Origin of the sequence: Elstera litoralis (genome assembly GCF_000963705.1) — a bacterium.
GTDB lineage: Bacteria > Pseudomonadota > Alphaproteobacteria > Elsterales > Elsteraceae > Elstera > Elstera litoralis.
The window spans coordinates 1-23,330 of record NZ_LAJY01000007.1 but is presented as its reverse complement, the minus strand read 5'-3'; the positions used below and the strand labels follow the sequence as shown (position 1 = coordinate 23,330).

Genomic DNA, 23,330 nt, shown 5'->3' with positions numbered 1-23,330 from the left:
ATCGGTAAAGCGGAAGTCGACGTACTTCACGCCATTTTCCTGGATCAACGACAGTACGGTTTTCGCGTCGGACATGTGTAATCTTCCCGTTTCGGATGGATGGCGAAGGTTGAGGGATAAGGTTAGGCTAAGGCAGACGCTAGATCGCGTCACCGCCTTTTTCGCCGGTTCGGATACGAATGGCATCTTCGACCGGAATGACGAAGATTTTGCCATCGCCAATGCGGCCAGTATGGGCAGCTTGCTGGATCGCTTCAACGGCGCGTTCAACCAGCGCATCGTCCATCACGATCTCGATTTTCACCTTCGGGAGAAAATCGACCACATATTCAGCCCCCCGATACAGCTCGGTATGGCCTTTCTGACGTCCGAAGCCCTTGGCCTCGGTCACGGTCAGCCCTTGAATACCGATCTCATGGAGGGCTTCTTTGACCTCGTCGAGCTTGAACGGCTTGATAATCGCTTCGACTTTTTTTCATTGGTTCTGCGCTTCTTCTCCGCCTGGCGACCCATTCGCCAGCTTGCCCCCTGCCGGTAGATTAGCACAAGGCATGCCAGGAAGGCATAGCCTGGAAAAGGGGCGCGATGCACAGAATTCCGTCATTGATTTGGAAAAAAATTTCGCCACTCAGCCTAAATTTTAGGCATTCCCTAAAACTTCCACCAAGCGCTTGACAGGGGCGCGCGGTTGGATTAGGGAAAGCGCCTCTCCTGACGGCGGGTGTAGTTCAGTTGGTTAGAGCGCCAGATTGTGATTCTGGATGTCGCCGGTTCAAGTCCGGTCACTCGCCCCAGGAGAGGTTTCCTTTGAAAACCTATACGACCTACCCAAGGGTTCGGCCATGAGCGCCGTGCCCCGCGTCGGCGTTCTGGCCCTCGTGTGCCAAGGCGCGCGGCTGCTGCTGGTTGAGCGCGGCAAACCGCCCAATTGCGGGCTCTGGGGCTTTCCCGGCGGCAAGTTGGAAGCCGGGGAGCGGCTATTCGCCGCCGCCGCGCGCGAGCTGCGGGAAGAGACGGGCATCGTCGCCGATTTCTTTGAGGCGCTACCGCCGCTGGAAGCGATTTCAGAGGGGTTTCACTATGTTTTGGTCCCTGTGCTCGGCCGGAACCCGCGCGGCACGCTGCGCGCGGCGGATGACGCGGCGGATGCGCGCTGGCTAAGCCGGGCCGAGTTGGCCGAGGTCCCCCATATTGCCGAAGTGCCGCCGCTGTTCGATCTGGCGCTGGCGCGGCTCACAACACCATAACTTTCACATAGCCTCATATAACTCTTTCGCTAGGCCCAATCTGCGCTAGGCTGACCCGTGACGATTTTACCACGAAGGTCGGGGCGGAATGCGGCTACGCCACATCGAAGTGTTTCATGCCATCATCGTAACTGGCACGGTCAGCGGGGCCGCCCGTCTGCTCAATGTTTCCCAGCCTGCCGTGACGAAAATTCTTCAGCATGCCGAAGATCAAATCGGCCTCACGCTGTTCCAGCGCATCCGGGGCCGCCTGCACCCAACGCCCGAAGGGCTGGCGCTTTTCGCGGAGGTCCAGAAGATCTACTCCGGGCTCGAAAGCCTGAAGAAACTGGCGCGCAACCTGAAGGACGGAAAATCCGGGCGCTTGCGCATCGCCGCCTCCCCGGCCCTCTGTATCGACCTGATGCCCCAGGCCATCAGCCGCTTCCGCAAGGAGCATCCCGATGTCAGCTTCGAGGTGGAAACCCATCATTACAAGGATCTGGTCGATGCCCTGCTAATCCAGGATGTCGATTTAGGCTTTGCCTTCGACGCGACGCCCCATCCCGGCTTGAGTATGGAGGAAATCGCCAGCGGGGCGATGGTGGCGATCTTCCAGAAGGGCACCGCCGATCATCTGACCGGCCCTATCGACTTGAGCGCCATGACGGCTTGGCCCTTCATCGGCCTGCGCGCGGGCGACCCGCTGGGGGCGCTGCTCCATAATGCTTTGACGATGGGTGATATTGCTTTGGTCCCGGAAATCGAAGTGAAGACCAACCGGATCGCCCTGTCCCTCGTTAGCCGGGGAGCCGGGGCCGCCGTCGTCGACGCCTATACCGCCGCCTCCGGCCAGCCTGACCTGATCGATATTAAGCCCCTGCACACGCCCCTCACCTACCGCGTTCAAGCGCTGTGGGCGCGGCATCGGCCACAGTCCCATCTGGCCCGGCAGTTCATGCAAACCTTCATCGCCGCCGAGCGGGAAAGCATGGCAGCCCTCAGCATACGCGCGGGACTTCCCCTATCTTCATAGCAGTCCGCCGGAAGTGTCTGCCTAAAAAATAGCCGCGCCGATCAGAGGATCGGCGCGGCCTTTTAGTGAGTCGTCAGGAGTGTTAAGCGCCGATCACGCCGCCATCTTTCTTGGTGATGACGATGGTGGCCGAACGCGGACGCTTACCGGCGCCATAGCCTGCATTCGCCGGCCATTGGCTTTCGTACTTCGCCGGATCATTCACATCGGCAGCCTTCGTGCTTTCGCCCGGATGCTGGATGTTCACGAACAGCGCCTTACCATCCGGCGTTTCGGCGATACCGGTCAACTCGCAACCCTTCGGGCCGACCAGGAAGCGCTTCAACTCGCCTTCGGTCGGGGCTTTGCCGACCGGGGTGGTGATGCTCATCTTCGAGCCATCGGCCTTCGTGTAGTTCAGATTGACCTTCTGACCATCGCCGACCTTGCCCGGCAGCGCCGCCAGCATCATGCAGTTGGTGACATCGGTGTAAGCGCCGTCATCGGTCTGGATCCAGCAGATGCCAGTGGCTTGGCTGAAGGCCAGACCATCGGGGCTGGAGAGATCCTGATTGCCGTTGAGCTTGGACAGGTTGACCGTTGCGGGATCGGCCGAGGCTTCCGCCCCGAACAGGTAGATATCCCACGAGAAGGCTTTCGCCCCGGCACCACCGGCTTCACGCAGGCGGATGATATGGCCATGCGAGTTGCCGGTTTGAACGCGCGAGGTGCCCTTCACGTCCGAATAGGCGCGCGGGTTGGAGGCATCGGGCTCCAACTGCGGCGCATTCTTCGGTTCGATGGAGCGGTTCGCATTGTTGGTGAGCGTGAAATAGACTTCACCATTGGCCGGATTGACGGCGCACCATTCCGGGCGATCCATCTTGGTCGCGCCGACGGCATCGCCCGCGATGCGCGAATTCACGACAACATCGGCCAGATCGGTGAAGGAATATTTGTCGTAATTCTTAATCGCCGGATTGTTCAGCGACAGCTCGATCCATTCACCCGTGCCGTCGGCGGTGAATTTGGCAACGTAGAGCGTGCCCTTATCGAGGAACTTATCGCCCACGGCCAAACGGTCCGGGTTGGTCGCATCGGCGGCCGACCAAGTGGCTTCGCTGACGAACTTGTAGATATATTCGTTGCGTGCATCGTCGCCCATGTAGACGGCGAGCGGTTGCCCCGCGACCGGATTGCTGAAGGCGGCGCTTTCATGGGCATAACGGCCCAGGGCGGTGCGCTTCTTGGCGAGCTTCTTGCCGTCATACGGGTCCATTTCGACAACGAAACCCTGGCCGTTCATTTCATTGCGATAATCGTCGCTGCCATCGGCCGAAGTGCCGGTTTTGGCATTGATCCAACGCACATATTTATCGCCCGAACCGGCGCTTTCCCAACCGTGACGCGACGTGTCGCCTTCTTTGCGACCGTAGCGGTTCAGGGCCGTAACCGACTTATCCTTACCGCGCGCTTCATCGTCGCCCTTCGGACGGGTGAAGTAACCGTTGAAGTTTTCTTCCCCGGTCATATAGGTGCCCCAGGGGCTGCGACCGGCACCGCAGTTATTGATCGTGCCGCGCGTCTTGGTGCCATCGGGCGAATATTTCGTCTTCAGCAGCGCACTGCCGCGCGCCGGGCCGGTGATGTCCATTTCGGTCATCGTCGTAAAGCGGCGGTTAAAGGCCGAGCTCTTCACATATTCCCACTTGCCCGAGGCGGTCTTGCGCACTTCGACCATGGAAACGCCGTGGATCGCCAGTTCCTTATCCACTTCCGATGCCGGACGCGGCAGGCTGCGCGTGCCGCCATCGGCGTGGATGAAGTGCGACGACAGTTTTTCGTCGGTGGTGGCTTCGTGGTTGACGCCGAGCACGCCGCGCGTCGCGCCTTTGGCCGAGGGCTTGCCATCGGTGGTCAGGCCGAAATATTCCATCCCGTCATGATGATCGCCGGCGCGATTATCGAAATCGCCATCGGTGCCGTCGTTCTTATAGTCCGGGGTGCTGGCGGTCAGCGGATCGCCGAGCGCGTAAATGATCTGCGCGTCATAGCCTTCCGGCACGATCACGGCATCGGCCAAGCTTTTAGCGACCGGCTTGAAGCTCAGCAGCTTCTTCGCCTTATCGGCGGCCTGGGCATCGCCCGCCACGGTGAGCGCCGAAACGCCGCCGAGCGAACTGAACAGCGCCGTCGCCGCCGTGCCGAGCAGCACCGACCGGCGGCTGAGGCTGGCATCAACGACCGACGCAAACGTCGGGTTATCGGACAGATTCGTGATCTCGTCGCTGGGATCGACGGATACGGCGGGCTGGGTGCTAGCGTCGGTCATGGGTCACTCGCAGGGCAAAGTTAGTAATGCTTATTATATACGCACACCACCCGAATTTCGGGTAGGTTTCGTCGCGTGAACCTTGCCGCGAGGAGATGACGTATTTGTTACATTTCCCTGACATGTTCCAGAAATCCTGTAACGACGACCAGGGCAGCACAGACATCCGCCGCCGTTTCCGTGCTAACATGCTTGGAAAGCGTAATTTTAGGGGATGCACCCTTAAAGGCGACCGCCGCCCAGCATAGATTAAGCTATGGGTGCGACCGCCAAGGGCGGCACAAAGGGGAACGAGTGTGGCTGATTTTGATTTCGAAAAACGATCCTTCCTCACGCGCCTGTGGCCGAAGCGGCTGAGCGTCAGCTTTGGGCTGATCGGGCGAATGGGGCTGGGGCTGCTTCTTCTGATCGCGCTCTATATTCCCGTCGGCATGCTCTGGGTTCACACAATCGACGATGATACCACCGTTACACCGACCGAGGTTCCCGCAGGCGGCAGCCGCGCGGTGGCAATGGCGGCGACCCTGATCGAACGCGAAACCATAACGCATCGCTGGACGGCGAACGATCCGTTTTTCCTCCCCGGCTGGTGGCTCGATAATATGCCGGAATTCCAAACGGGCATTATCGAGGCGCTCGGGCGTTTTAGTACGGAAATGATGGATCAGATCGGCCGTAACCGGGGCTCGTCGCAAGCCGATCCCGACCTGTCGAAAGCCGTCGATCTGCTGAAATCGGCCCCGGATATCTGGCTGTTCGATTTTACGACCTCCTGGGCACCAACCACCTCGTCTGACGCGAAATATCGGTCGGCGGCCAAAGCTTTGCGCAACTATAATCAACGTCTCGGCCAAGGTCAGGCGCTGTTCGAACGGCGCGGCGACAATCTGATCGCGCTGCTCGATCGGATTACGTCCGACCTTGGTTCCGCGTCCGCCGTGCTCGATAAGCAAATTTTGGCCGGGCGCGAGGTTTTCATCGATCGCCGCGCCGATAATGTCTTTTACGGCGTTAAAGGCCGCCTCTACGCCTATTACCTGATCCTGCGCGAACTGGGCGTGGATTATCAGCAGCTCCTGCGCGACCGCGAGGCTTTCAATGCCTGGACGCAGATGCTGGAAAGCCTGCACGAAGCCTCGCTGCTGGACCCGCTGATTGTGATGAATGGCGCAACCGATGGCCTGTTTGCCGCCAATCATCTCGCAACCCAGGGGTTTTATCTGCTGCGAGCCCGCACCCAACTTCGCGAAGTTTCAGAAATCCTCATCCGATAGCGGCAAAAAATTTCAAAAAGAACCATCGCCCTAGCCGTTTCTTTCGAAATCGCTTATCGCGCCGCACAATAACGCCGGGTTATAGCTGCTCTACCGTATGATATTTCTCAAAAGTTTCTAAATTATGTAAGAAGTGTTTCAGGCGATGCCGCCCTCCCCCGCATCGCTCAGGAATAGGGTGCCCCACCCTCTCCGCACGCGCCCCTTCCTAGGGGGTTTGCCCGCCCAGGCTGGCATCTGTCACCGACAGATGCCGCCCCTTGGGAAGGGCGCGTTTTTAGGTCGACCGCGCGTCCCGATTAGGTTTTCGGGTCTGATTCTTAGCGTCCGTTCGCCGGGGGCCGGGAATCGGAACAATTTATGCTTGCCTCATCGTCATACAGTCGTAGTTACGAGGAAGGGTCTGTCATGGCCGAGCATCGGAAGCCTAAAAATCGGGCACCGCGCCTCACGTTGCGCCGCGTGCTGGTTGCCCTTTTCCTCATTATCGCGATTGCGGTTGGGGTTCAGCAGAGCCGGATGATTTCGCGCTATACTCAATTTGCCACCGATACGTTGAACAGTTCGACGGGGCAGATTCTGACCTTCTTCGTCCGCGATAAATTGACGCGGATTTATGGCGAACGGATTTCCCCAATTGCGAACGAATGGAGCCGCTCGAATGGGCTCGGCCAGGCGGTGGAAGAGAAGGACGCGGTAAAGCTCGGCTTTATGACCGATACATTCTACACACTCACCCCCGTCGTCGAGCAGCAGATCAATCTTGTCGCGGTGAATGTTTTCACGCCGGAAATGGTCTTCGTTGCCCGCTCCTCCAAGGGCGGTAAATCCTCGGCGACGGAAGATGCCGCCGTGCTTGACCAATTGAAGGCCCGCGATAAGGGCGCGCAACGCCAGGAACTCACCCATCTCTGGCAATCGTCGGACGGGCGTCCGCTGCATTCTATTTTCGTGCCGGTGGGCGGGTTCCGCGTGCTGGCCGTCATGGAAATCGTCACCGACCCGATGCATCTGCTCGAAGGTATCGGCCCGTCGCTGGCGGGCACCGTCGAAATCTTCGATGGGAAGAATCAGAGCCTTTATAAAAGCGAAGGCTTGCCGGCCGATGTGATCGCCGTCGCCACCGCCCGCGCCACCCTGCTAGGCTCGAATAATCGCCCCTGGGCCACCGTTGGCTTCACGCGGGGCATCGATAGTTTCGTCGAACAGGTGGACGAGGTGCAAAGCGAAGGCCAGAAAGCCTTACTGCTGCTGGCCGTTATCGTCGTTATCGGCGGCTTCATCGTCCTGCGGATTACGGTTTTCCGCCCGCTCGGCGCTTTCGCCCGCGTCATGGAAGCCATCGCCTCCGGCAATACCCGCCAGGAAATTCCGCCGACCGGCCCGGATGAGATGGCCGTTATGGCCCGTGCCCTCACCCATTTGCGCAGCAGTGTCGAAAATGTGCTGCACCTGAAGCAGATGGTCGATAGCAGCCCAACGCCGACCGCGCTGCTTGGCAAGGATGGAACGGTGGCCTTCCTCAATCCCGCTGGGCGCAGCTTCTGCGATAGCCACGCGCTCGCCACCGATAGTAAGGATCTGCTCGGGCTGGGCGACGCGCGCCTGACCCAATGTCTGAGCGGCACGGGCGAGGCCCTGCGCGGGCTACGCCTGCATATCGGCGAGAATGATATTACCGCCAGTCTGGAGCCGGTTCGAGACGCCACCGGCGATATTGTTGGCCTCGCCCTCACCTGGCTCGACGTAACGACACAGATCGTCGCAGCGCGCCAAGCCGATGCCATGATGCACGACGTTCAAACCGTGGCGAGCAGTGTCGACCGGCAGGCGCAATCCTTGAACCATGTCGCCGAATCGCTCATCGAACGCTCCCGGCATACGATCACGCTGGCGGGCGATGTCGGCGGGCTGATGGCGCAAAGCAGCGAAAGCGCTCTCCAGGTCTCTGGCGCAACGGAAGAGCTGACCTCGGCCATCCGCGAAATCAGCGAACGCGCCGCCGATGCCCAACGCAGCGCCGATTCGGCAACGCGCTTCCTCACCGAAACCGGCGATACGGTAAAAACCCTCGCCGCCAGCGCCGCCGAGGTCGATGGCATTGTGCAGTTCATCACCGGCCTTGCCGATCAAACCAAGCTGCTGGCGCTGAATGCCACTATCGAGGCGGCGCGGGCGGGCGACTCCGGGCGCGGCTTTGCCGTCGTCGCCCAGGAAGTGAAAAAACTGGCGGAAAGCACTACCAGCGCCACCAGCCGCATTGCCGAAACCGTCCACGCCATCCGCGATAGTCTCAACGCCACCGTGCGCGGCTTCGAATCGGTTCGCGCGGCGGTTACCGAGGTAAATATGCTGCAAACCTCCATCGCCAGCGCGGTCGAGCAACACAACGCAACCTCCACCGAAGTCGCGAGCCGCGTCGGGCAAATCGCCACCCAAGCCCAAGCGGCGGCGAGCCTCGTACAGCAGGTGTTGAGCGAAGCCAAATCGACCGGAACCATCGCCGACACGCTCACCAACTCCGCCCGCAGCCTATCGGGTGAAGCCGGAAGCCTGAACGGCGCGCTCACGGATTATGCGGCCCAGGCGCAAAATAACGCTGCCTGAAACTGAAAAACTAAAGGCTGAAACGAAAAATGCCGGGGCTTTCCCCGGCATTTTTTTTAATCCTTATCGTAAGGATTATCGGTCTGGCGTAACTGGATGCGGATTGGCACGCCGGGCAAATCGAAGGTTTCGCGATAGCTGTTCACCAAATAGCGAATATAGCTATCAGGCAGTTGATCGGCCTTGGTGCAAAACAACGTCACGGTTGGCGGGCGGGCCTTGGTTTGCGTACCATAGCGAATTTTGATGCGGCGGCCCGAGACCAGCGGCGGCTGATGTTGGTCCAGCGCGCCTTCGAGCCAGCGATTGAGCTTCGAGGTATTCACCCGGAAGTTCCACCGCTTATGGGCCTGCAACGCATGATCGAGCACGAGGGTTAGGTTCTTGCCGGTTAGCCCGGAGCAAGCGACAACGGGAATACCCACCACCTGCGGCAGCGAAATGGAGAGACGGTCGCGGATTTCCTTCATCCGCTCGTCCTTATTCTCCACCGCGTCCCATTTATTCACCGCAAGCACGATGGCGCGGCCCTCTTCCACCACGTCGGAAGCGATCACCAGATCCTGCTTATCGAGCCCCAAGAGGCCGTCGATGACCACGATCACGACTTCGGCATATTGAATGCTGCGCAGCGAATCGGCGACCGAAAGCTTTTCCAGCTTTTCGTGGGATTTGGGGCGACGCCGCATCCCGGCGGTGTCGAACAGCTTCATCTCGCGGTCGCGGTGGGTGAAGGAGACGGAGATACTGTCGCGCGTAATCCCGGCTTCCGGCCCGGTCAGCAGTCGGTCTTCGCCCAAAAGCTGATTGATGAGCGTCGATTTGCCGACGTTCGGGCGGCCGCAGATGGCGATTTGCATCGGGCGGCGCTGGGCTTCCGCCTCATCTTCCTCCGGCTCGGCATTCTCATCGACGGGATCATCATAGCCTTCCGGGATCACCAGCGGGCGCAGGGCCTGATAGAGATCGGCCATGCCCTCGCCATGCTCGGCAGAAATGGGGATCGGCTCGCCCATGCCCAGCTCGAAGGCTTCCATATAGCCACCGCGCCCGGCTTGGCCTTCGGCCTTATTCACGAGCAGCAGCAGCGGCTGACTGGTGCGGCGCAGCAGATTGGCGAAATGCTTGTCGTCCGCCGTCAACCCCACGCGCCCATCGATGACGAACAGGATCACATCGGCTTCCACCAAGGCCGCTTCGGTCTGGCGGCGCATGCGCGCGGGCAGTGAATCGTCGGTGGCGTTTTTCCAGCCCTGCCGTGTCCATGACGCGGAAAACCAGATCGCCCAAATGGCCGTCCGCCTCGCGGCGGTCGCGGGTTACGCCCGGCGTATCATCGACAATCGCCAGCTTTTTGCCGACGAGCCGGTTAAACAAGGTCGATTTGCCCACATTGGGTCGGCCGACAATGGCCAACAAGGGCGGTACAACATAATCTGTCATTAGCGATAGGCCGCCAAGCGGCCATCCTCGGTGAGAACGTAAAGGCTATTACCAGCAACAATCGGGGCCAGCGCTGCCGAACCCGGCAGGTCGGTATCGCCCAAAAACTCGCCGGTATAGGGCGAAACAGCGGCAATCTTACCCTGGTTATTAACCAGCAGCAGGCGATCCCCAGCCAAAACCGGACCGGACCAGCGGATTGGGTCTTCCTGGTTTTTCTCGTCGGCGAAGCGCGGCAGCGCACGCACCCAGCGGAACCGGCCATCGCTGCGAGTCAGGCAGACCACCTCGCCGCCGATGGTGACGACGAAGAGATAATCGCCCGCAACCCACACGTCTTCGGCAACCGAAAGCTCGCGGTCCCAAATCCGGTCGCCACTGCGCAACTCAATCGCGCCCAGGCGTCCGGCGTGGCTGGCGGCGAACACAACACCCCGGTCAATCACCGGATTGCCGCGAATATTGGCAAGCCCCGCCACGGCGTTCGACTGGCGCAGACCGGAGAGATTATCGGCCCACAGCAGGCGGCCATTCTCGAAGCGCAGCGCGAATAATTCACCCGAGCTATAGGGCACGACGACATAATCGCCCGAAACCGCCGCCGCGCCGCCGCCGAGCAAGCCTGCGGTTTCGCTGATGCCGGTATGGGTCCAAAGGCGCTTGCCATCATCCGCCGACAGCACGACCATCTGATTATCGAGACCAATGACGAAAACCCGCCCGCCGACAATCGTCGGGGCCGCGCGCACCGGCGCGGGCAGCGGTTTTCGCCACAGCTCTTTGCCGGAGGCGGCGTCCAGCACCACCAGTTCCGCCGCCGCCGTGCCGACGTAAAGCTTCCCATCGGCAAAGGCGAGCGCGCCGCTGACGGTGATATCATCCTCGTCGTCCGGAATGGTTGGCGCGCGCCAGGCCTGCTGGCCGGTGCTGGTGGCGAGCGCCGTCACCATGCCTTCGGTATCGATGGTATAGACGCGGCCATCGGCCACAATCGGTTGTGTCTGCAACACCCGCCGCCGCTGCGAGCCGGACCCGATTGAGGTTTGCCACGCCAGCGCCACGGAATCGCCCAAGGCCAGATGATGCCGCGCGTGATCGGGGAAACTGCCCGCCTGCGCCCAATCGGCATAGAGTTCGGGGCGCGGCAGTTCGACCGCAACGCTCGCTAGCGCCGGATCGGCTTCCAGCGCGCCCGCCGCTTTCAGCACGGCGATGCGCTCACCCGGCAAGGGCGGCTTCTTGCTGCTACCGCAGGCCGCGAGCGCAAGGCTGGAAGCGAGAAGCCCAAAACAGGCGGCACGGCGGCTGAGGGTCACGCGCGGAATGCTCATCACCCGGCCTTCCCAAGCGCGGCCAGCAATTCGGTCGAGCGCGCCCGTAACCCCGTGGGCGCAGCGGGATCGTCCGAAATCGCGGTCAGAAGCGTGCGGGCCGAATCGGTCTTTCCGGCCTTCAGGAAGGCTGCCGCCAGAATCTCACGGGCCTGATGGCGCAGCGCATGATTATCGGCCAGCAGCGGCTTTAGCGCCGCTTCCAGCGCTTCCGGCGCAAGGGTTGCACTTTCGGCCTGGGTTGCCAGAAGAGTAGCAAGATCACGGTATTCGTTAGATAGGCTCGTGTCGGCAGCAATCGCTTTATATTGGCTGATTGCGCCCGCCGTATCGCCCTTTTCCGCCGCCAGCGCCGCTAAACGCAGACGCGCGAGCATTGCATAGCCGTCACCCTTGGCTTCCTGGACGAGGAGACCCCAACCCGCCGCCGCTTGCTCGGCATTGCCGCGCGCAAGCTCAGCTTCCGCTTCCGCATAGCGCGTGCCCGCCGTCATGCGACGCTCGGCAATCTGCTGCTGCCATAGGGTATAACCGGCCACTAGGACCACCAAGGCCACCGCTGCCGCCACCGCAAGCTTGCCATAACGCGCCCATAGCTGCTGGGCGCGCTCTGTACGCAGATCTTCGTCAACCTCGCGGAAAATATCGCTCAACGCACCCACTCCCGGACACAAATCGGGCGGACCTTAGCGCGGCGTCAAGGGCTTTGCAAATGCTGTGGTCGCGGAGCCGAAATCGGTGTAGAGCGGCGGCATGTCCTTGCCCATCGAACCGCTGCTCCCCGAGCTTCTAACCGCCCTCGCCGCCGAAGGCCGCGCCGTGCTGCAAGCCCCGCCGGGGGCCGGGAAAACCACGCGCGTTCCCCTCGCCCTGCTCGGGGCGAAATGGCGCGGCGATGGGAAAATCATCATGCTGGAGCCGCGCCGCATCGCCGCCCGCGCTGCCGCCAACCGCATGGCCCAGGCCTTAGGCGAGGCTGTCGGCGAGACCATCGGCTATCGCGTGCGGCTCGACAGCAAGGTTTCCGCCCGCACCCGCGTGGAAGTGGTGACGGAAGGGCTGTTCCTGCGCCAGATCCAGCAAGACCCGGAGCTGACCGGCGTCGCCGCCGTGCTGTTCGACGAGTTTCACGAACGCAGCGCCGATAGCGACCTCGCGCTTGCCCTCACCTTGGAAAGCCGCAGCGCCCTGCGCGACGATCTGCGGCTTTTGGTCATGTCCGCCACTCTCGACGGCGACGGCGTGGCGAAACTGTTGGACAATGCCCCGCTGCTGACCAGCGACGGGCGTGCGCATCCGGTCGAAACGCGCTACCTGGGTCGCCCCGACCGGCTTGAGCAAGGCGTCGCCGCCGCCATTCGCCAAGCGCTGCGCGAGGAAACCGAGGGCGACTTGCTGGTCTTCCTGCCCGGCACGGGGGAGATTCGCCGCACTGCCGCTGCGCTGGACGGGAGCCTGCCGCCGAGCGTCGATCTGCTCACCCTCGCCGGGGAGTTGAGCTTTGCCGATCAAGACCGCGCTTTGCGCGCCGCGCCAAACGGACGGCGGAAAGTGGTGCTCTCCACCGCCATCGCCGAAACCAGCGTGACGCTCGACGGCACCCGCATCGTCATCGACGGCGGCTGGTCGCGCCGCCCGAGCTTTGATCCCGCGACGGGGATGAGCACGCTCGAAACCGTCCGCGTTAGCGCCGCCTCCGCCGAACAGCGCAAAGGCCGCGCCGGCCGCCAGCGCCCCGGCGTTTGCTACCGGCTGTGGGCGGAAGCCGAGCAGCGCGGGCTGCTGCCGTTTCATCCGCCGGAAATCGAAAGTGCCGATCTGGCACCCCTCGCGCTCGAACTCGCCGCCTGGGGCAGCGATGCCGATAGTTTGCGCTGGATGACGCCGCCGCCCGCCGCCGCCCTGTCGCGTGCCCGCGCTTTACTGACCGATCTCGGCGCTTTGGACAGTGCCGGGCGGATCACCCCCCACGGTCAAGCGATGACGCGCCTCGGTGCGCACCCCCGCCTCGCCCATCTGATGCTAAAGGGGGCCGATCTTGGCGAGGGGCGCTTGCCTGCCTGCTTGCGGCCTTGCTGGGCGACCGCGACCCGATTCGTCCGCGTGGCGGGCGGCGGTCTGCCGATCTCGCCCAGCGAATCGATCTCTTGATCGGCGACGGCCACCATCCCGACCTCGACCGCAAAGCCGCCGCCGCCATTCGCCAGCAGGCGAGCCAGTTCCGCCGCCAGATCGGGTTACGCGGTGAGGAGCGGCCCGACAGCCATAGCAGCGGTCGCCTGCTCGCCCTCGCCTACCCGGACCGCATCGCCCAGCGGCGCGGCCCGCCGGGACAGTTTCGGCTCTCCAGCGGCCAGGGCGCCATTCTGCCGCTGGAAGATTCGCTCGCCGGGGCCGATCTGCTGGCCGTTGCCGCGCTCGACGGCGACCGGGCCAATGCGCGCATCTTCCTCGCCGCCCCGGTGACGGAGGAAGATTTAGCCGAGCTTTTCCCGGATCGGCTCGCCGAACACGCGACGGTGAGTTGGGACAAGACCCAAGGCGCGGTCGCCGCCCGGCGGCAACAGCGCTTCGGCGCGCTGGTGTTCAGCGATAAGCCGCTGGCCAAACCGCCCGCCGATCTGGTCCGCGCGGCGCTGCTGGAGGGAATCCGTCTCGAAGGTTTGCGCGTGCTGCCCTGGACCGATGGGGCCGAAAGCCTGCGCCACCGTGTCGCGTTTCTGCGCCGCGCGCACGGGGAGGAGTGGCCCGATTGGTCCGATACGGCCCTGCTGGACGGTTTGGAAAGCTGGCTCGCTCCCAATCTCGACGGGCGCAGCCGCCTGACCCATCTCGAAAATCTCCCTCTGACGCAAATCCTGCGCGACGCGCTGCCGTGGGAACAGCAGCGGGCGCTGGACCGGCTCGCCCCCACCCATCTCACCGTGCCAACCGGCTCCTCCGTGGCGCTCGATTATTCGGGGCCGGAACCCGTGCTGGCGGTGCGGTTGCAGGAAATGTTCGGGCTCGCCGAAACGCCGCGCCTGGGCGATGGGCGAACCCCCGTGCTGCTGCATCTCCTCTCCCCGGCGCGGCACCCGCTGGCGGTGACGCGCGATCTCGCGGGCTTTTGGCGCGGGGCCTATGCCGAGGTGCGGAAAGATATGCGCGGCCAATACCCCCGCCACGTCTGGCCGGAAGACCCGCTCGCCGCCGATCCAACGACGCGGACGAAAAAAGCACTGGACCGCGAAGCGCGCGCGAAAACCGAACCGAAGCCGCGCTAGGGGGTTATTGGTCCATAGGCGGCAATCTTCGCATCCCGTGTTAGCAACACGGCATTTTCAGCGCGCGCCTGAACGATCAGCATCCGGTCGAAGGGGTCGCGGTGAATTTGCGGCAGGTCGATCAGCGCTTGGCAGTGGCGGGGCAAGATCGGCAGCGTCTCGATGCCGGGCGGCGGGATAAACAGCCGGGGATCATTCTCAATCCTGCCGAGGCCGACGAGCAAAGCGATTTCCCAAAAGCTGACAAGACTGACCAACCGGAGAGGGGCCGCGTCAATCGCCGCGCGTTCCGGCCCGGTCAGCTTCCCCGGATCGGCGCGCATCCACAGGAAAATATGAGTATCGAGCAGCAGGGCCTTGGTCATTCCCGCGCCATGAAATCATCGATGACATCCTCGGGTAGCGACAGATCGTCGCTCATCCGCAGGCCGCTCAGATCGCCATAGACGGCGGGGGGCACCGTCAGCGCCGTGAGCCGGGCCACGGGCTTACCGTTGCGCGTCACGACAATATCTTCGCCCGCCTCGGCCCGAGCGACCAGGGCGGCAAACTCGGCTTTTGCCTGGACGACAGAAACTTGCACCGTGCCCATCCCATCCTCGCCTCAATGACCATCCTGGTCACTATACAGAAAAACCCTATCGAGCGCCTTGACAAAAACCCGCCTCTCCCATTTGGTTTCAAACGTTACTAAAAACAAATCGGGGGAAACAACTATGAGTGTTTGGCGCAAATTTGCGGCGACCGCATTGACGGCAGCCGCGCTGGTGACGGCTTCGGGCAGCCTCTGGGCGCAGACTTATCCGAACCGGGCCGTGCATTGGATCGTCGGCTATCCGGCGGGGGGTGGGTCGGATTTTCTGGCGCGGGTTTTGGGCAATGAGATGAGCAAATCGCTCGGCCAACCCGTTATCATCGAGAATATGCCGGGGGCCGCCTCGGTCCTCGCGGCCACCACCGTGACCAAGGCCCCCGCCGATGGCTATACGTTGTTTTCCGGCGATAATGGTTCGCTGATTTACAATGCCGCGCTGTTCGCCACACCGCGCTATCTGCCCGCGAAGGATTTTGCGCCGATTGGGCTGATGGCGCGCTTTCCGCTGATTCTGGTCGTGAACGCGGCAACCCCGGCAACCTCGGCGAAAGCGTTGATCGACGGGCTGAAAGCCGCGCCGGGGTCGCTGAACTATGCCTCGCCCGGCATCGGCAGCCCGCACCATCTGGCGATGGAACTGCTGCTGTTTCGGGCGGGCGTGACCGCCACCCATGTGCCCTATCGCGGTGCCGCCCCGGCGGTGCAAGACGTGCTGGCGAACCAGCTTCCGGCGATGGTCGTCGATACCGCCGTCGGCTTACCGCATATCCGCTCCGGCGCGCTGCGCCCGCTGGCCGTCTTCTCGAAACAGCGCATCGCCACCCTGCCGGATGTTCCGACGCTACAAGAGCTGGGCTATAGCGATATCGAAGCCTATGCGTGGCAGGGGCTGGTCGCGGGGGCCGCGACGCCGCAACCGATCCTCGACCGGCTGACGGCAGACCTGCAAAAGGCCCTCGCCAATCCAGACGTTAAAAAGCGCCTGGAAGAGTTCGGCTTGGAGCCAATTCCCAGCGATCAGAAAGGCTTATCGACATATATTGCATCTGAGACAAGTTATTGGCATCCACTTATCAAAGCGCGGAACATCAGCCTCGACTAATTGTCTAAGGGCGTCGCCGAGCAATACTTAAAATTGTTCGCGACGCCCTTCAGGACGTCATACAGTTTGACCCAAAATCGTCACACTAAATACGTATATTGCCTGTTCGTGTTTATTGATCCGTTCCCCACGGGTTGAGGGAGCCTAGTACTATAGAGAGCGGTCCTTCCCATGCTGGACGCCCCCGCCATGCCGTTTGAGCTTGAAGATCCCGTCTGGCAGCAGCGCCTAGAACGGCTCGATTACGGCTATCAACCGATTGTCTCGTTCCGCAATGGGCAGGTGCTGGGGTTCGAAGCCCTCATGCGCGGCGTGGACCGCATCGGCTTTGCCACCCCCTCGGACGTGTTCGACGCCGCCATCGCCGATGGCCAAATGGTTTCGGTCGAACTCGGTTTGCGCGCCAAAGCCATTCGCAAATTTGCCCTGCGGCGCGACCTTGCAGACGAGTGCATGCTGTTTTTGAACGTGGATGCACGCATGTTCGGCGCGCCCGGCTATCGGTCCGGCTTTACGGTGGAACTCTTGCGCGATATCGGTCTGTCGCCTGCGGCCATCTGCTTAGAGTTGGCCGAACGCTCCGAGTTTAATTTGCAAGATTCGGGCAATCCGATTTTCGAGCAGTATCGCGCCTCCGGCATTGCCGTCGCCATCGATGATTTCGGCGTCGGCTATGCCAGCCTGAAAATGCTCTACGAAGCCAAGCCCGATTATTTGAAGATCGACCGTTTTTTCATCTCCGGTATCGATCAGGACGTGCGCAAGCGCGGCCTTGTGGAGCAGGTGACGAATTACGCCCATATTCGCGGCATTCAGGTGATCGCCGAGGGTATCGAGACCGACCGCGAGTTCTACGTCTGCCGCGATATCGGCTGCGATTTCGCCCAAGGCTACCGCATCGCCCGCCCCACGGTGGATTTAGAGGCGCTGCACAGCGTCTATCAAACGGTTCTCGACCTCAATAGTTCGGACCGCCGCCGCCCCGCCACAACCGGCGTGCTGGTGGAAGATGCCATCCAGCGCATTCCTGCCATTCCCACCCAAACCGACCGCGCCGATTTGCTCGAAACCTTCCGGCAAAACGATATGGCCGAGGTCGTGCCCGTCGTTGACGAGCGCGGGCGGCCCGTGGGCGTGGTGCGCGAGCGCGATATCAAACGCTTCGCCTATAGCCGCTTCGGCAGCGACCTGCTGCGCAACCGCGCCATCGGCGACGGAATTCGCGATCTCATCGTCACCTGCCGGTGTGCGATATCAGCACCCATATCGATAGGATCGTCGAAGCCTTCTCCGGCGATAGCGCCGCCGATGGGATTTTGATGACCGAGGACGGGCGCTACGTCGGGTTCCTCAGCCCGCGCGCGCTGCTAAAACTGGTCAATGATTATAATCTCGCAGGTGCCCGCGATCAGAACCCGCTCAGCCGCCTGCCCGGCAATCAGCGTATTCAGGAATGGCTCGACCGCGCCCTGGATAATCCGGCGGAATCCGTCTCCATCGCCTTCATCGATTTCGACTTTTTCAAACCCTTCAATGATACCTACGGCTTCCGTCAGGGCGACCGGGTGATTACCCTCTTCGCCGATATGATGCGGCACGCGCAGAATATGTCCGGCTTCTTCGCCGGGCATATCGGCGGGGATGATTTCGTTTTGGGCGCGCAAGGGGCCAGCCAGGACGATATGGCCGATGTGCTCAATCAGCTTTTAGGCAAGTTTCGCACTGATGTTTCGTCGCTCTATGAGCCCGAAAGCCGGTTGCGCGGCCATATCATCGCCAAAGATCGCGACGGGAAAGAGCGCCAGTTTCCGCTTCTGCGGGCCAGCGCCGTGATGCTCTACCTGCCCGCCCGTAGCGATGGGGCCAGCACCCATCCCGCCACCGCCGAAGAGATTGCCGCCCGCTTCGCCGCCCGCAAAAGCGAGGCCAAAGGCAGCCTGTCCGGCGTCGTGATCGAGCGGATGGGATAGCGCCACTTATTCGAATTTATGATTTCTAGAATGAAATCTATTCGTTTTTAAACTGGGCCGCCGCCTGCCATACCTGGGGCCGCTTTTCCATTCGGAGATCCCCCATGAAAGCTATGCGCCTCACCCAGTTCGGCGATGTTTCGAACTTTGCCCTGCACGATATTCCCGCCCCGGAGCTGCGCCCCGGCACAGTGTTGATCGATGTGAAAGCCAGCAGCGTCAATCCCGTCGATTATAAAATCCGGCAAAACGGCCCAGGTTTTGCCAATCCGCTGCCTGCGGCCTTGGGCCTGGATGTCGCCGGAACGATCCGCGCCATCGCGCCCGATGTCACCGGCTTTGCCATCGGCGATGCGGTTTATGGCTGCGCAGGCGGCATCGCCGGGGAGACTGGGACGAATGCTGAAATCATGCGCGCCGACGCAAAGCTGATTGCCCCGATGCCGGCAAACCTATCCTTCCGCGAAGCCGCCGCCCTGCCGCTGGTGTCGATCACCGCGCTCGAAGCCTTGGAGCGCCTGGGCGTTACCGCGGGAACCCGGTTATTGGTGATCGGCGGTACGGGCGGCGTCGGCCATATCGCCGTTCAGCTTGCAGCCGCACGCGGAGCCATCGTCGATAGCACCGCCTCGACACTCGAAAAGTCGAAGCTGGCGAAAAGCTTCGGTGCGCGGGAGGTGATTTCCTACCGCAGCGAAACTATCGCCGAAGGGGCCGCCCGCCTCACTCAAGGCGAAGGCTATGATTGCGTGCTTGATGCGACCGGCGGATCGGACATCGCCAGCGCCTTCGCCGCCACCCGGCTGAATGGGCAGGTGGCGACCATCGTCTCCCATTATTCGGCGGACCTAGCACCGATGCACGTCAAGGGCCTTAGCCTGCACGTGATCTTCATGCTGATCCCGCTGATCCATAATCGTGGCCGGGAACGGCATGGCGCTTGGCTGCGCGATCTAAAAACCCTGGTGGAGACCCGGCAGGTCAAACCCTTGCTCGACCCGCAGCGCTTCGCTTTGGCCGACCTCGCCGCCGCCCATGCCCATTTAGAAAGCGGTAAGGCGATCGGAAAAGTCGTGGTCGATATCGCGGCGTGAATTTTGGGAGGGGGGCGCTTGAGCCCTCCCCCCATTCCATGCTAAATCTTCATAGATGCGCGCGATTGATTTAGAAATTGACCTATTGCGGTGCTTCGTCGCCGTGGCCGACCGGGGCGGTTTTACCGCTGCTGCCGAGGCCATCGGGCGCACGCAGTCGGCTGTTTCGGTTAAGATTCGCAAGCTTGAAGACCTGCTGGGGCTGAAAGTATTCGAGCGCACCAGCCGGTCGCTGGCGCTGACGCCGGATGGGGAAATTCTGCTCGGCTACGCGCGCCGCCTGCTCGATTTGAACGACGAGGCGGTGCAACGCCTGATCGGCCCCGATGCCAGCGGCACCTTGCGGCTGGGGATTGCCGATTACATCGCCCCGCGCAGTCTGCCGGTGCTGCTCTCACGCTTTAATCGGAATTTTCCGCGTATTCATGTGGAAGTGCGCACGGGGCTCGGCATGGATCTTTTGCCGATGTTGGAGCGCGGCGAGCTTGATCTCGTCATCTGCGGGCGCGAGCCGGCGCAGTCGATGGGCCGGTTGCTCTATCGCGAGCCTTTGGTATGGGTGATCGGCGAGGCCAGCCCGACGCCGCCCGGCCCCGCTGTGCCGATGGCGGCCCTGCCCTATTATTGCAGCCACCGCCGCGCTGCCGCCGAAAGCTTGGCGCGCGCTGGGATGCATCAAGATATTATCTATACCAGTACGTCGGTGGTGGGGGTTCAGGCCGCCGTGATCGCGGGCTTGGGCGTCGGTGTCTTGCCGCACTCTGCCGTGATGCCCGGCATGCGCCTTCTAACCGAGGCGGACGGTTTTCCGCCGCTGCCGGAGGCCGAAATGGCGATCGTCGGCGAGGATCGGCTGACCGGTGCCGCCGGCGCGGCCTTCGTGGCCTTCTGGGAGGAAACCCTTGTGCCGCTGATCCGGCAGGAGGGGGCCGAGGCCGCCCCCCGCCCCTTAGCGCACGCGTAGCGAATACCCGCGTGAGCTTTCACGCATACCGAATGATCGACAGGTCGCTGGTTTCGATTTCCGGCTTTTTGCCGGACATGAGATCGGCCAGCACCCGGCCCGAGCCGCAGGACATGGTCCAGCCTAAGGTGCCGTGGCCGGTGTTCAGATAGAGATTGCCGAGGCGCGTCGGCCCGATGATCGGCGTGCCATCGGGCGTCATCGGACGCAGACCCGACCAGAAGCTCGCCGACGCGATATCGCCGCCCGTGGGGAAGAGATCCCGGACGGAGGTTTCCAGCGTTGCGCGGCGGCTTTGCGGCAGATCGTCAGTAAAGCCCGACAGTTCCGCCGTGCCGCCGACGCGAATGCGATTGCCGAGGCGGGTAATGGCGATTTTATAGGTTTCGTCCATCACAGTCGAAACCGGCGCGCCCGCTTCGTCGGTGAGGGCCAGCGTCAGCGAATAGCCTTTCACCGGATAGACCGGCACGCTCAGGCCTAGAGGCGCGAGCAGCTTCGGGGAATAGCTCCCCATCGCAACCACATAAGAATCGGCGTCCAGAATCCCAAGGCTGGTCGCAACCCCGGTCACGCGGGTGGCATCCGTCACCAGCCCGTCGATACGCGTATTGAAGTGGAATTTAACGCCATTGGCTTCGGCCATCTTGGCGAGGCGTTCGGTGAACATATGGCAGTCGCCGGTTTCATCATGGGGCAGGCGCAAGCCGCCGACGATCTTATGCTGAACCTTGGCCAGCGCCGGTTCGGCGTCGGCGCAGGCGGTCGGCGTCAATTGCTCGAACGGCACGCCATATTGCTTCAGAACCTCGATATCGCTGCCGATGGCGTCCATCTGCTGACGGGTGCGAAAAACCTGCAACGTGCCTTGCGTGCGCTCGTCGTACTGAATGCCGGTTTCGGCGCGCAGTTCTACCAGCTTGTCGCGGCTATATTCGGCAACCCGAACCATGCGGGCCTTATTGACGGCATAGCGCGCCGCCGTGCAGTTGCGCAGCATCTGCGCCAGCCAAATCCATTGGTTCACGTCCAGCGTCGGGCGCACTACCAGCGGCCCATGCTTCATGAACATCCATTTCATTGCCTTGATCGGCACGCCCGGCCCGGCCCAGGGCGACGAATAGCCCGGCGACACTTCGCCTGCATTGGCAAAGCTGGTTTCCTGCGCGGGCGAGGGCTGCCGGTCGATCACCGTCACCTCGTGCCCGGCCTTATTGAGATAATAGGCGGTCGTAACCCCGATAACCCCACTGCCCAGCACGAGAACGCGCATCGCCTCACCCCTTATCCTATGGACTGCAAATATTAAGTATAGGCGCAGAAGTGTGCGATGTATTTGCGTTCTATCGAATTTTCTTCGAAAAATTTGAGCCTCAACGCTGGAAAATTCGAACAATATGGCTGATTCCACCACCCTTGACGATATTGACCGGAAGCTACTACGCGCGCTGCGCAGCGACGGGCGGATGAGCAACGCCGATCTTGCGACCAGCGTTGGCCTGTCCGCCTCGGCCTGCCTGCGCCGGGTGCGGCTGCTGGAGCATCGCGGTATCATTCGCGGCTATACCGCCTTGATCGATGCACCCCAGGACCAGCCGCCGACCGTCGCCATTATTCAGATCACCCTGGAACGCCAGACCGAAGACCACTTGGGGCGCTTTGAGGCCGAAATCCGCAAATGCCCGGAGGTCACGGCCTGCTACCTGATGACCGGCGTCGCCGATTATCTCGTGCTCGCCGAAACGCGCACCGTGGCCGATTACGAGCGGCTGCATAAGGAAGTGCTGTCGCGCCTGCCCGGCGTCGCCCGCATTCAATCGAGCTTCGCCATGCGCCGGGTGACGGATTTCAGGCCGGATGGGGTTTAGGGCAAATCCCGAGCAGGTGGCACACCTGCGACGACGCATTTGCTAAACAAAACAGAAGCCCAGAGCGTTTGTCGTGAGCGAAAGCGAACGAAAAGCGCGCTAGGGCACCAGCCGCGTGACCGACCGCAGCCAATCGGCATAGGCTTGTTCGGTCATGCTGCCCGACGCGAGGGCGAGCATGGTCTTGATACAGGTCTCATCATCGGCGGAAAGACTGGCCTTATTAATAACCAGAAATAATTCGCAAACAACGAAGGCCGTGCGCTTATTGCCGTCCAGAAACGGATGATTGCGCGCCAACCCAAAAGCATAGGCGGCGGCAAGGTCGCATAGATCGGGATCGCCGAAGCTGAAAAGCTGGCGTGGCCGTGCCAGCGCCGAGTCGAGCAAACCGGCATCGCGAACCCCGGCAAGGCCACCGTGTTCGTCGATCTGTTCCTGATGAATGGTCTCAACGAGGCTCGGCAGAATCCATTCGGGCTCGATCATTGCGCAAGCACGTGTAAAACGTCGCGGCGGCGCTGCATGATCTCGCGGGCGGCTTCCAACTGGCGTTGATACTGCGTGTCCGAGGATGCTGCCGGGGCGTCATGGGGGGCCTCGGACACATAAACCGTGCCGCCCTCCCCCAAGCCCAAGGCGTCCAGCGCCTCCTTGGGGAGGATAACGCCGATGTCGTCGCCGATTCGCTGTAATTTGAGCGCAACCATCCTGGGCTTCCCTTCGCTGACTTGGCGGGAAGTTTAGCAGAGGCGGGCACATCGGCGCAAAAAAAACGGGGACCGCAGCGGCCCCCGTGTTTTGGTGCGGATTGTTACGTCCGCAGGCCGTAGTCCAGCATCCCAATCCAGAAACGTTCCAGGCGGCGGAATGTATTGGCGGCGCTGGTCAGTTCGGCGTCGGTCGCAACTTCGCCCAAGGCGGAAATTTGCCGGTCGAACATACGGTCCATCACCTGACACAGTTCCAGGCCTTTGGCCGAGAGCTTCACGCGGATCGAACGGCGGTCGTGGGTGGAACGTTCCTGCATCAGGTAGCCGTTCTCAACCATCTTGCGCACGTTGTAGGACACGTTTGAGCCGAGGTAATAGCCCCGATTGGTGAGTTCACCGACGGTCAGATCGTCACTGCCAATATTGAACAGGATAAAGGCCTGAACATTGTTGATATCCTCGATGCCGAGGCGATCAAGCTCGCTCTTGACCAGTTCCAAGAACTGACGGTGCAGACGCTCGGTGARYCA

At 61.8% G+C, this 23,330-nt stretch carries 23 protein-coding genes, 1 tRNA gene and 1 pseudogene; 13 read left to right on the top strand and 12 right to left on the bottom strand.

Annotation, left to right across the window (positions count from 1 at the left end):
* Window positions 1-139: 139 nt before the first annotated feature.
* A complete protein-coding gene (locus VZ95_RS00510; protein ID WP_045774146.1) occupies window positions 140-460 on the bottom strand; it encodes a P-II family nitrogen regulator in 321 nt (106 codons plus the stop codon).
* Window positions 461-717: 257 nt separating this feature from the next.
* Between VZ95_RS00510 and VZ95_RS00505 the strand changes: the two genes are divergently transcribed.
* From VZ95_RS00505 to VZ95_RS00495, 3 genes are all read left to right on the top strand, one after another.
* Window positions 718-794 (top strand) — tRNA-His (locus VZ95_RS00505).
* Between the two features lie 48 nt (window positions 795-842).
* Window positions 843-1,247, top strand: coding sequence for an NUDIX hydrolase (locus VZ95_RS00500; RefSeq protein WP_045774145.1), 405 nt, complete (start codon window positions 843-845; stop codon window positions 1,245-1,247).
* Window positions 1,248-1,335: 88 nt separating this feature from the next.
* Entirely contained in the window at window positions 1,336-2,262 is a 927-nt protein-coding gene (locus tag VZ95_RS00495; protein WP_045774144.1) for a LysR family transcriptional regulator, read from the top strand.
* A gap of 82 nt (window positions 2,263-2,344) precedes the next feature.
* Here the strand turns inward: VZ95_RS00495 and VZ95_RS00490 are convergent, their stop codons facing one another.
* On the bottom strand, window positions 2,345-4,573 hold the full coding sequence (locus VZ95_RS00490; protein WP_045774143.1) for a PhoX family protein: 2,229 nt from the start codon (window positions 4,571-4,573) through the stop codon (window positions 2,345-2,347).
* 296 nt (window positions 4,574-4,869) lie between these two features.
* Here VZ95_RS00490 and VZ95_RS00485 point away from each other — a divergent pair, with 296 nt between their 5' ends.
* On the top strand, window positions 4,870-5,847 hold the full coding sequence (locus VZ95_RS00485; protein ID WP_198148008.1) for a DUF2333 family protein: 978 nt from the start codon (window positions 4,870-4,872) through the stop codon (window positions 5,845-5,847).
* Window positions 5,848-6,255: 408 nt separating this feature from the next.
* Entirely contained in the window at window positions 6,256-8,454 is a 2,199-nt protein-coding gene (locus VZ95_RS00480) for a methyl-accepting chemotaxis protein (protein WP_045774142.1), read from the top strand.
* Window positions 8,455-8,510: 56 nt separating this feature from the next.
* Here VZ95_RS00480 and der read toward each other — a convergent pair whose 3' ends face one another.
* The 4 genes and pseudogenes from der to VZ95_RS00465 form a co-directional block, all read right to left on the bottom strand.
* The gene (gene der, locus VZ95_RS00475; protein ID WP_332307958.1) at window positions 8,511-9,668 is read right to left on the bottom strand and encodes a ribosome biogenesis GTPase Der; all 1,158 of its coding nucleotides are present in this window, start codon (window positions 9,666-9,668) and stop codon (window positions 8,511-8,513) included.
* A gap of 79 nt (window positions 9,669-9,747) precedes the next feature.
* Window positions 9,748-9,897, bottom strand: a pseudogene (locus tag VZ95_RS28460) (GTPase); the annotation flags it as partial.
* Entirely contained in the window at window positions 9,897-11,228 is a 1,332-nt protein-coding gene (locus tag VZ95_RS00470) for an outer membrane protein assembly factor BamB family protein (protein ID WP_045774141.1), read from the bottom strand. The gene VZ95_RS00470 and the pseudogene VZ95_RS28460, both read right to left, overlap by 1 nt.
* Complete coding sequence (locus VZ95_RS00465) at window positions 11,228-11,881, bottom strand: tetratricopeptide repeat protein (RefSeq protein ID WP_052711348.1); 654 nt, start codon at window positions 11,879-11,881, stop codon at window positions 11,228-11,230. Before VZ95_RS00465 ends, VZ95_RS00470 begins: the two co-directional genes overlap by 1 nt.
* Before the next feature lie 100 nt (window positions 11,882-11,981).
* Here VZ95_RS00465 and hrpB point away from each other — a divergent pair, with 100 nt between their 5' ends.
* Entirely contained in the window at window positions 11,982-13,379 is a 1,398-nt protein-coding gene (gene hrpB / locus VZ95_RS28455) for an ATP-dependent helicase HrpB (RefSeq protein ID WP_332307957.1), read from the top strand.
* Entirely contained in the window at window positions 13,301-14,494 is a 1,194-nt protein-coding gene (locus VZ95_RS28450; protein WP_332307956.1) for an ATP-dependent helicase C-terminal domain-containing protein, read from the top strand. The genes hrpB and VZ95_RS28450 overlap by 79 nt, the downstream gene beginning before the upstream one ends.
* Here the strand turns inward: VZ95_RS28450 and VZ95_RS00455 are convergent.
* Window positions 14,491-14,859: a type II toxin-antitoxin system VapC family toxin gene (locus VZ95_RS00455; RefSeq protein WP_045774139.1), complete on the bottom strand. Its 369-nt coding sequence runs from the start codon at window positions 14,857-14,859 to the stop codon at window positions 14,491-14,493. The genes VZ95_RS28450 and VZ95_RS00455 overlap by 4 nt on opposite strands.
* Window positions 14,856-15,086, bottom strand: a complete 231-nt coding sequence (locus tag VZ95_RS00450) for a type II toxin-antitoxin system Phd/YefM family antitoxin (protein ID WP_045774138.1) — start codon at window positions 15,084-15,086, stop codon at window positions 14,856-14,858. Before VZ95_RS00450 ends, VZ95_RS00455 begins: the two co-directional genes overlap by 4 nt.
* Window positions 15,087-15,210: 124 nt before the next feature.
* Between VZ95_RS00450 and VZ95_RS00445 the strand changes: the two genes are divergently transcribed.
* The 5 genes from VZ95_RS00445 (at window position 15,211) to VZ95_RS00430 (ending at window position 20,219) form a co-directional block, all read left to right on the top strand.
* Window positions 15,211-16,191: a Bug family tripartite tricarboxylate transporter substrate binding protein gene (locus tag VZ95_RS00445; RefSeq protein ID WP_045774137.1), complete on the top strand. Its 981-nt coding sequence runs from the start codon at window positions 15,211-15,213 to the stop codon at window positions 16,189-16,191.
* Window positions 16,192-16,362: 171 nt separating this feature from the next.
* Window positions 16,363-17,511, top strand: a complete 1,149-nt coding sequence (locus VZ95_RS21285) for an EAL domain-containing protein (RefSeq protein ID WP_052711347.1) — start codon at window positions 16,363-16,365, stop codon at window positions 17,509-17,511.
* Window positions 17,436-18,161 (top strand): GGDEF domain-containing protein, encoded by a 726-nt coding sequence (locus tag VZ95_RS21280; RefSeq protein WP_052711346.1) that lies wholly within the window; start codon window positions 17,436-17,438, stop codon window positions 18,159-18,161. The genes VZ95_RS21285 and VZ95_RS21280 overlap by 76 nt, the downstream gene beginning before the upstream one ends.
* Window positions 18,162-18,265: 104 nt before the next feature.
* Complete coding sequence (locus VZ95_RS00435; RefSeq protein WP_045774136.1) at window positions 18,266-19,255, top strand: zinc-binding dehydrogenase; 990 nt, start codon at window positions 18,266-18,268, stop codon at window positions 19,253-19,255.
* Window positions 19,256-19,340: 85 nt separating this feature from the next.
* Complete coding sequence (locus tag VZ95_RS00430; RefSeq protein WP_198148007.1) at window positions 19,341-20,219, top strand: LysR substrate-binding domain-containing protein; 879 nt, start codon at window positions 19,341-19,343, stop codon at window positions 20,217-20,219.
* 19 nt (window positions 20,220-20,238) lie between these two features.
* Here VZ95_RS00430 and VZ95_RS00425 read toward each other — a convergent pair whose 3' ends face one another.
* Window positions 20,239-21,492 (bottom strand): D-amino acid dehydrogenase, encoded by a 1,254-nt coding sequence (locus VZ95_RS00425; protein WP_045774134.1) that lies wholly within the window; start codon window positions 21,490-21,492, stop codon window positions 20,239-20,241.
* A 124-nt stretch (window positions 21,493-21,616) separates the two neighbouring features.
* Here VZ95_RS00425 and VZ95_RS00420 point away from each other — a divergent pair, with 124 nt between their 5' ends.
* Window positions 21,617-22,087, top strand: a complete 471-nt coding sequence (locus VZ95_RS00420) for an Lrp/AsnC family transcriptional regulator (RefSeq protein WP_045774133.1) — start codon at window positions 21,617-21,619, stop codon at window positions 22,085-22,087.
* A 99-nt stretch (window positions 22,088-22,186) separates the two neighbouring features.
* On the opposite strand, the gene VZ95_RS00415 is transcribed toward VZ95_RS00420, so the two are convergent.
* The 3 genes from VZ95_RS00415 to VZ95_RS00405 all read right to left on the bottom strand — a co-directional run bounded on the left by VZ95_RS00415 (window position 22,187) and on the right by VZ95_RS00405 (window position 23,315).
* Window positions 22,187-22,576 (bottom strand): type II toxin-antitoxin system death-on-curing family toxin, encoded by a 390-nt coding sequence (locus tag VZ95_RS00415; RefSeq protein ID WP_045774132.1) that lies wholly within the window; start codon window positions 22,574-22,576, stop codon window positions 22,187-22,189.
* On the bottom strand, window positions 22,573-22,797 hold the full coding sequence (locus tag VZ95_RS00410; protein ID WP_045774131.1) for an AbrB/MazE/SpoVT family DNA-binding domain-containing protein: 225 nt from the start codon (window positions 22,795-22,797) through the stop codon (window positions 22,573-22,575). Before VZ95_RS00410 ends, VZ95_RS00415 begins: the two co-directional genes overlap by 4 nt.
* Window positions 22,798-22,901: 104 nt before the next feature.
* Window positions 22,902-23,315 (bottom strand): MarR family winged helix-turn-helix transcriptional regulator, encoded by a 414-nt coding sequence (locus tag VZ95_RS00405; protein ID WP_084627471.1) that lies wholly within the window; start codon window positions 23,313-23,315, stop codon window positions 22,902-22,904.
* Between the last annotated feature and the right edge of the window lie 15 nt (window positions 23,316-23,330).

Bases quoted from the DNA above. Each gene is read 5' to 3' on its own strand.
- VZ95_RS00500 (WP_045774145.1), top strand. From the start codon at position 843: ATGAGCGCCGTGCCCCGCGTCGGCGTTCTGGCCCTCGTGTGCCAAGGC.
- VZ95_RS00495 (WP_045774144.1), top strand. From the start codon at position 1,336: ATGCGGCTACGCCACATCGAAGTGTTTCATGCCATCATCGTAACTGGC.
- VZ95_RS00490 (WP_045774143.1), bottom strand. From the start codon at position 4,573: ATGACCGACGCTAGCACCCAGCCCGCCGTATCCGTCGATCCCAGCGAC.
- VZ95_RS00480 (WP_045774142.1), top strand. From the start codon at position 6,256: ATGGCCGAGCATCGGAAGCCTAAAAATCGGGCACCGCGCCTCACGTTG.
- der (WP_332307958.1), bottom strand. From the start codon at position 9,668: ATGCGCCGCCAGACCGAAGCGGCCTTGGTGGAAGCCGATGTGATCCTG.
- VZ95_RS00470 (WP_045774141.1), bottom strand. From the start codon at position 11,228: ATGAGCATTCCGCGCGTGACCCTCAGCCGCCGTGCCGCCTGTTTTGGG.
- hrpB (WP_332307957.1), top strand. From the start codon at position 11,982: ATGTCCTTGCCCATCGAACCGCTGCTCCCCGAGCTTCTAACCGCCCTC.
- VZ95_RS00455 (WP_045774139.1), bottom strand. From the start codon at position 14,859: ATGACCAAGGCCCTGCTGCTCGATACTCATATTTTCCTGTGGATGCGC.
- VZ95_RS00450 (WP_045774138.1), bottom strand. From the start codon at position 15,086: ATGGGCACGGTGCAAGTTTCTGTCGTCCAGGCAAAAGCCGAGTTTGCC.
- VZ95_RS00445 (WP_045774137.1), top strand. From the start codon at position 15,211: ATGAGTGTTTGGCGCAAATTTGCGGCGACCGCATTGACGGCAGCCGCG.
- VZ95_RS21285 (WP_052711347.1), top strand. From the start codon at position 16,363: ATGCTGGACGCCCCCGCCATGCCGTTTGAGCTTGAAGATCCCGTCTGG.
- VZ95_RS00435 (WP_045774136.1), top strand. From the start codon at position 18,266: ATGAAAGCTATGCGCCTCACCCAGTTCGGCGATGTTTCGAACTTTGCC.
- VZ95_RS00425 (WP_045774134.1), bottom strand. From the start codon at position 21,492: ATGCGCGTTCTCGTGCTGGGCAGTGGGGTTATCGGGGTTACGACCGCC.
- VZ95_RS00420 (WP_045774133.1), top strand. From the start codon at position 21,617: ATGGCTGATTCCACCACCCTTGACGATATTGACCGGAAGCTACTACGC.
- VZ95_RS00415 (WP_045774132.1), bottom strand. From the start codon at position 22,576: ATGATCGAGCCCGAATGGATTCTGCCGAGCCTCGTTGAGACCATTCAT.
- VZ95_RS00410 (WP_045774131.1), bottom strand. From the start codon at position 22,797: ATGGTTGCGCTCAAATTACAGCGAATCGGCGACGACATCGGCGTTATC.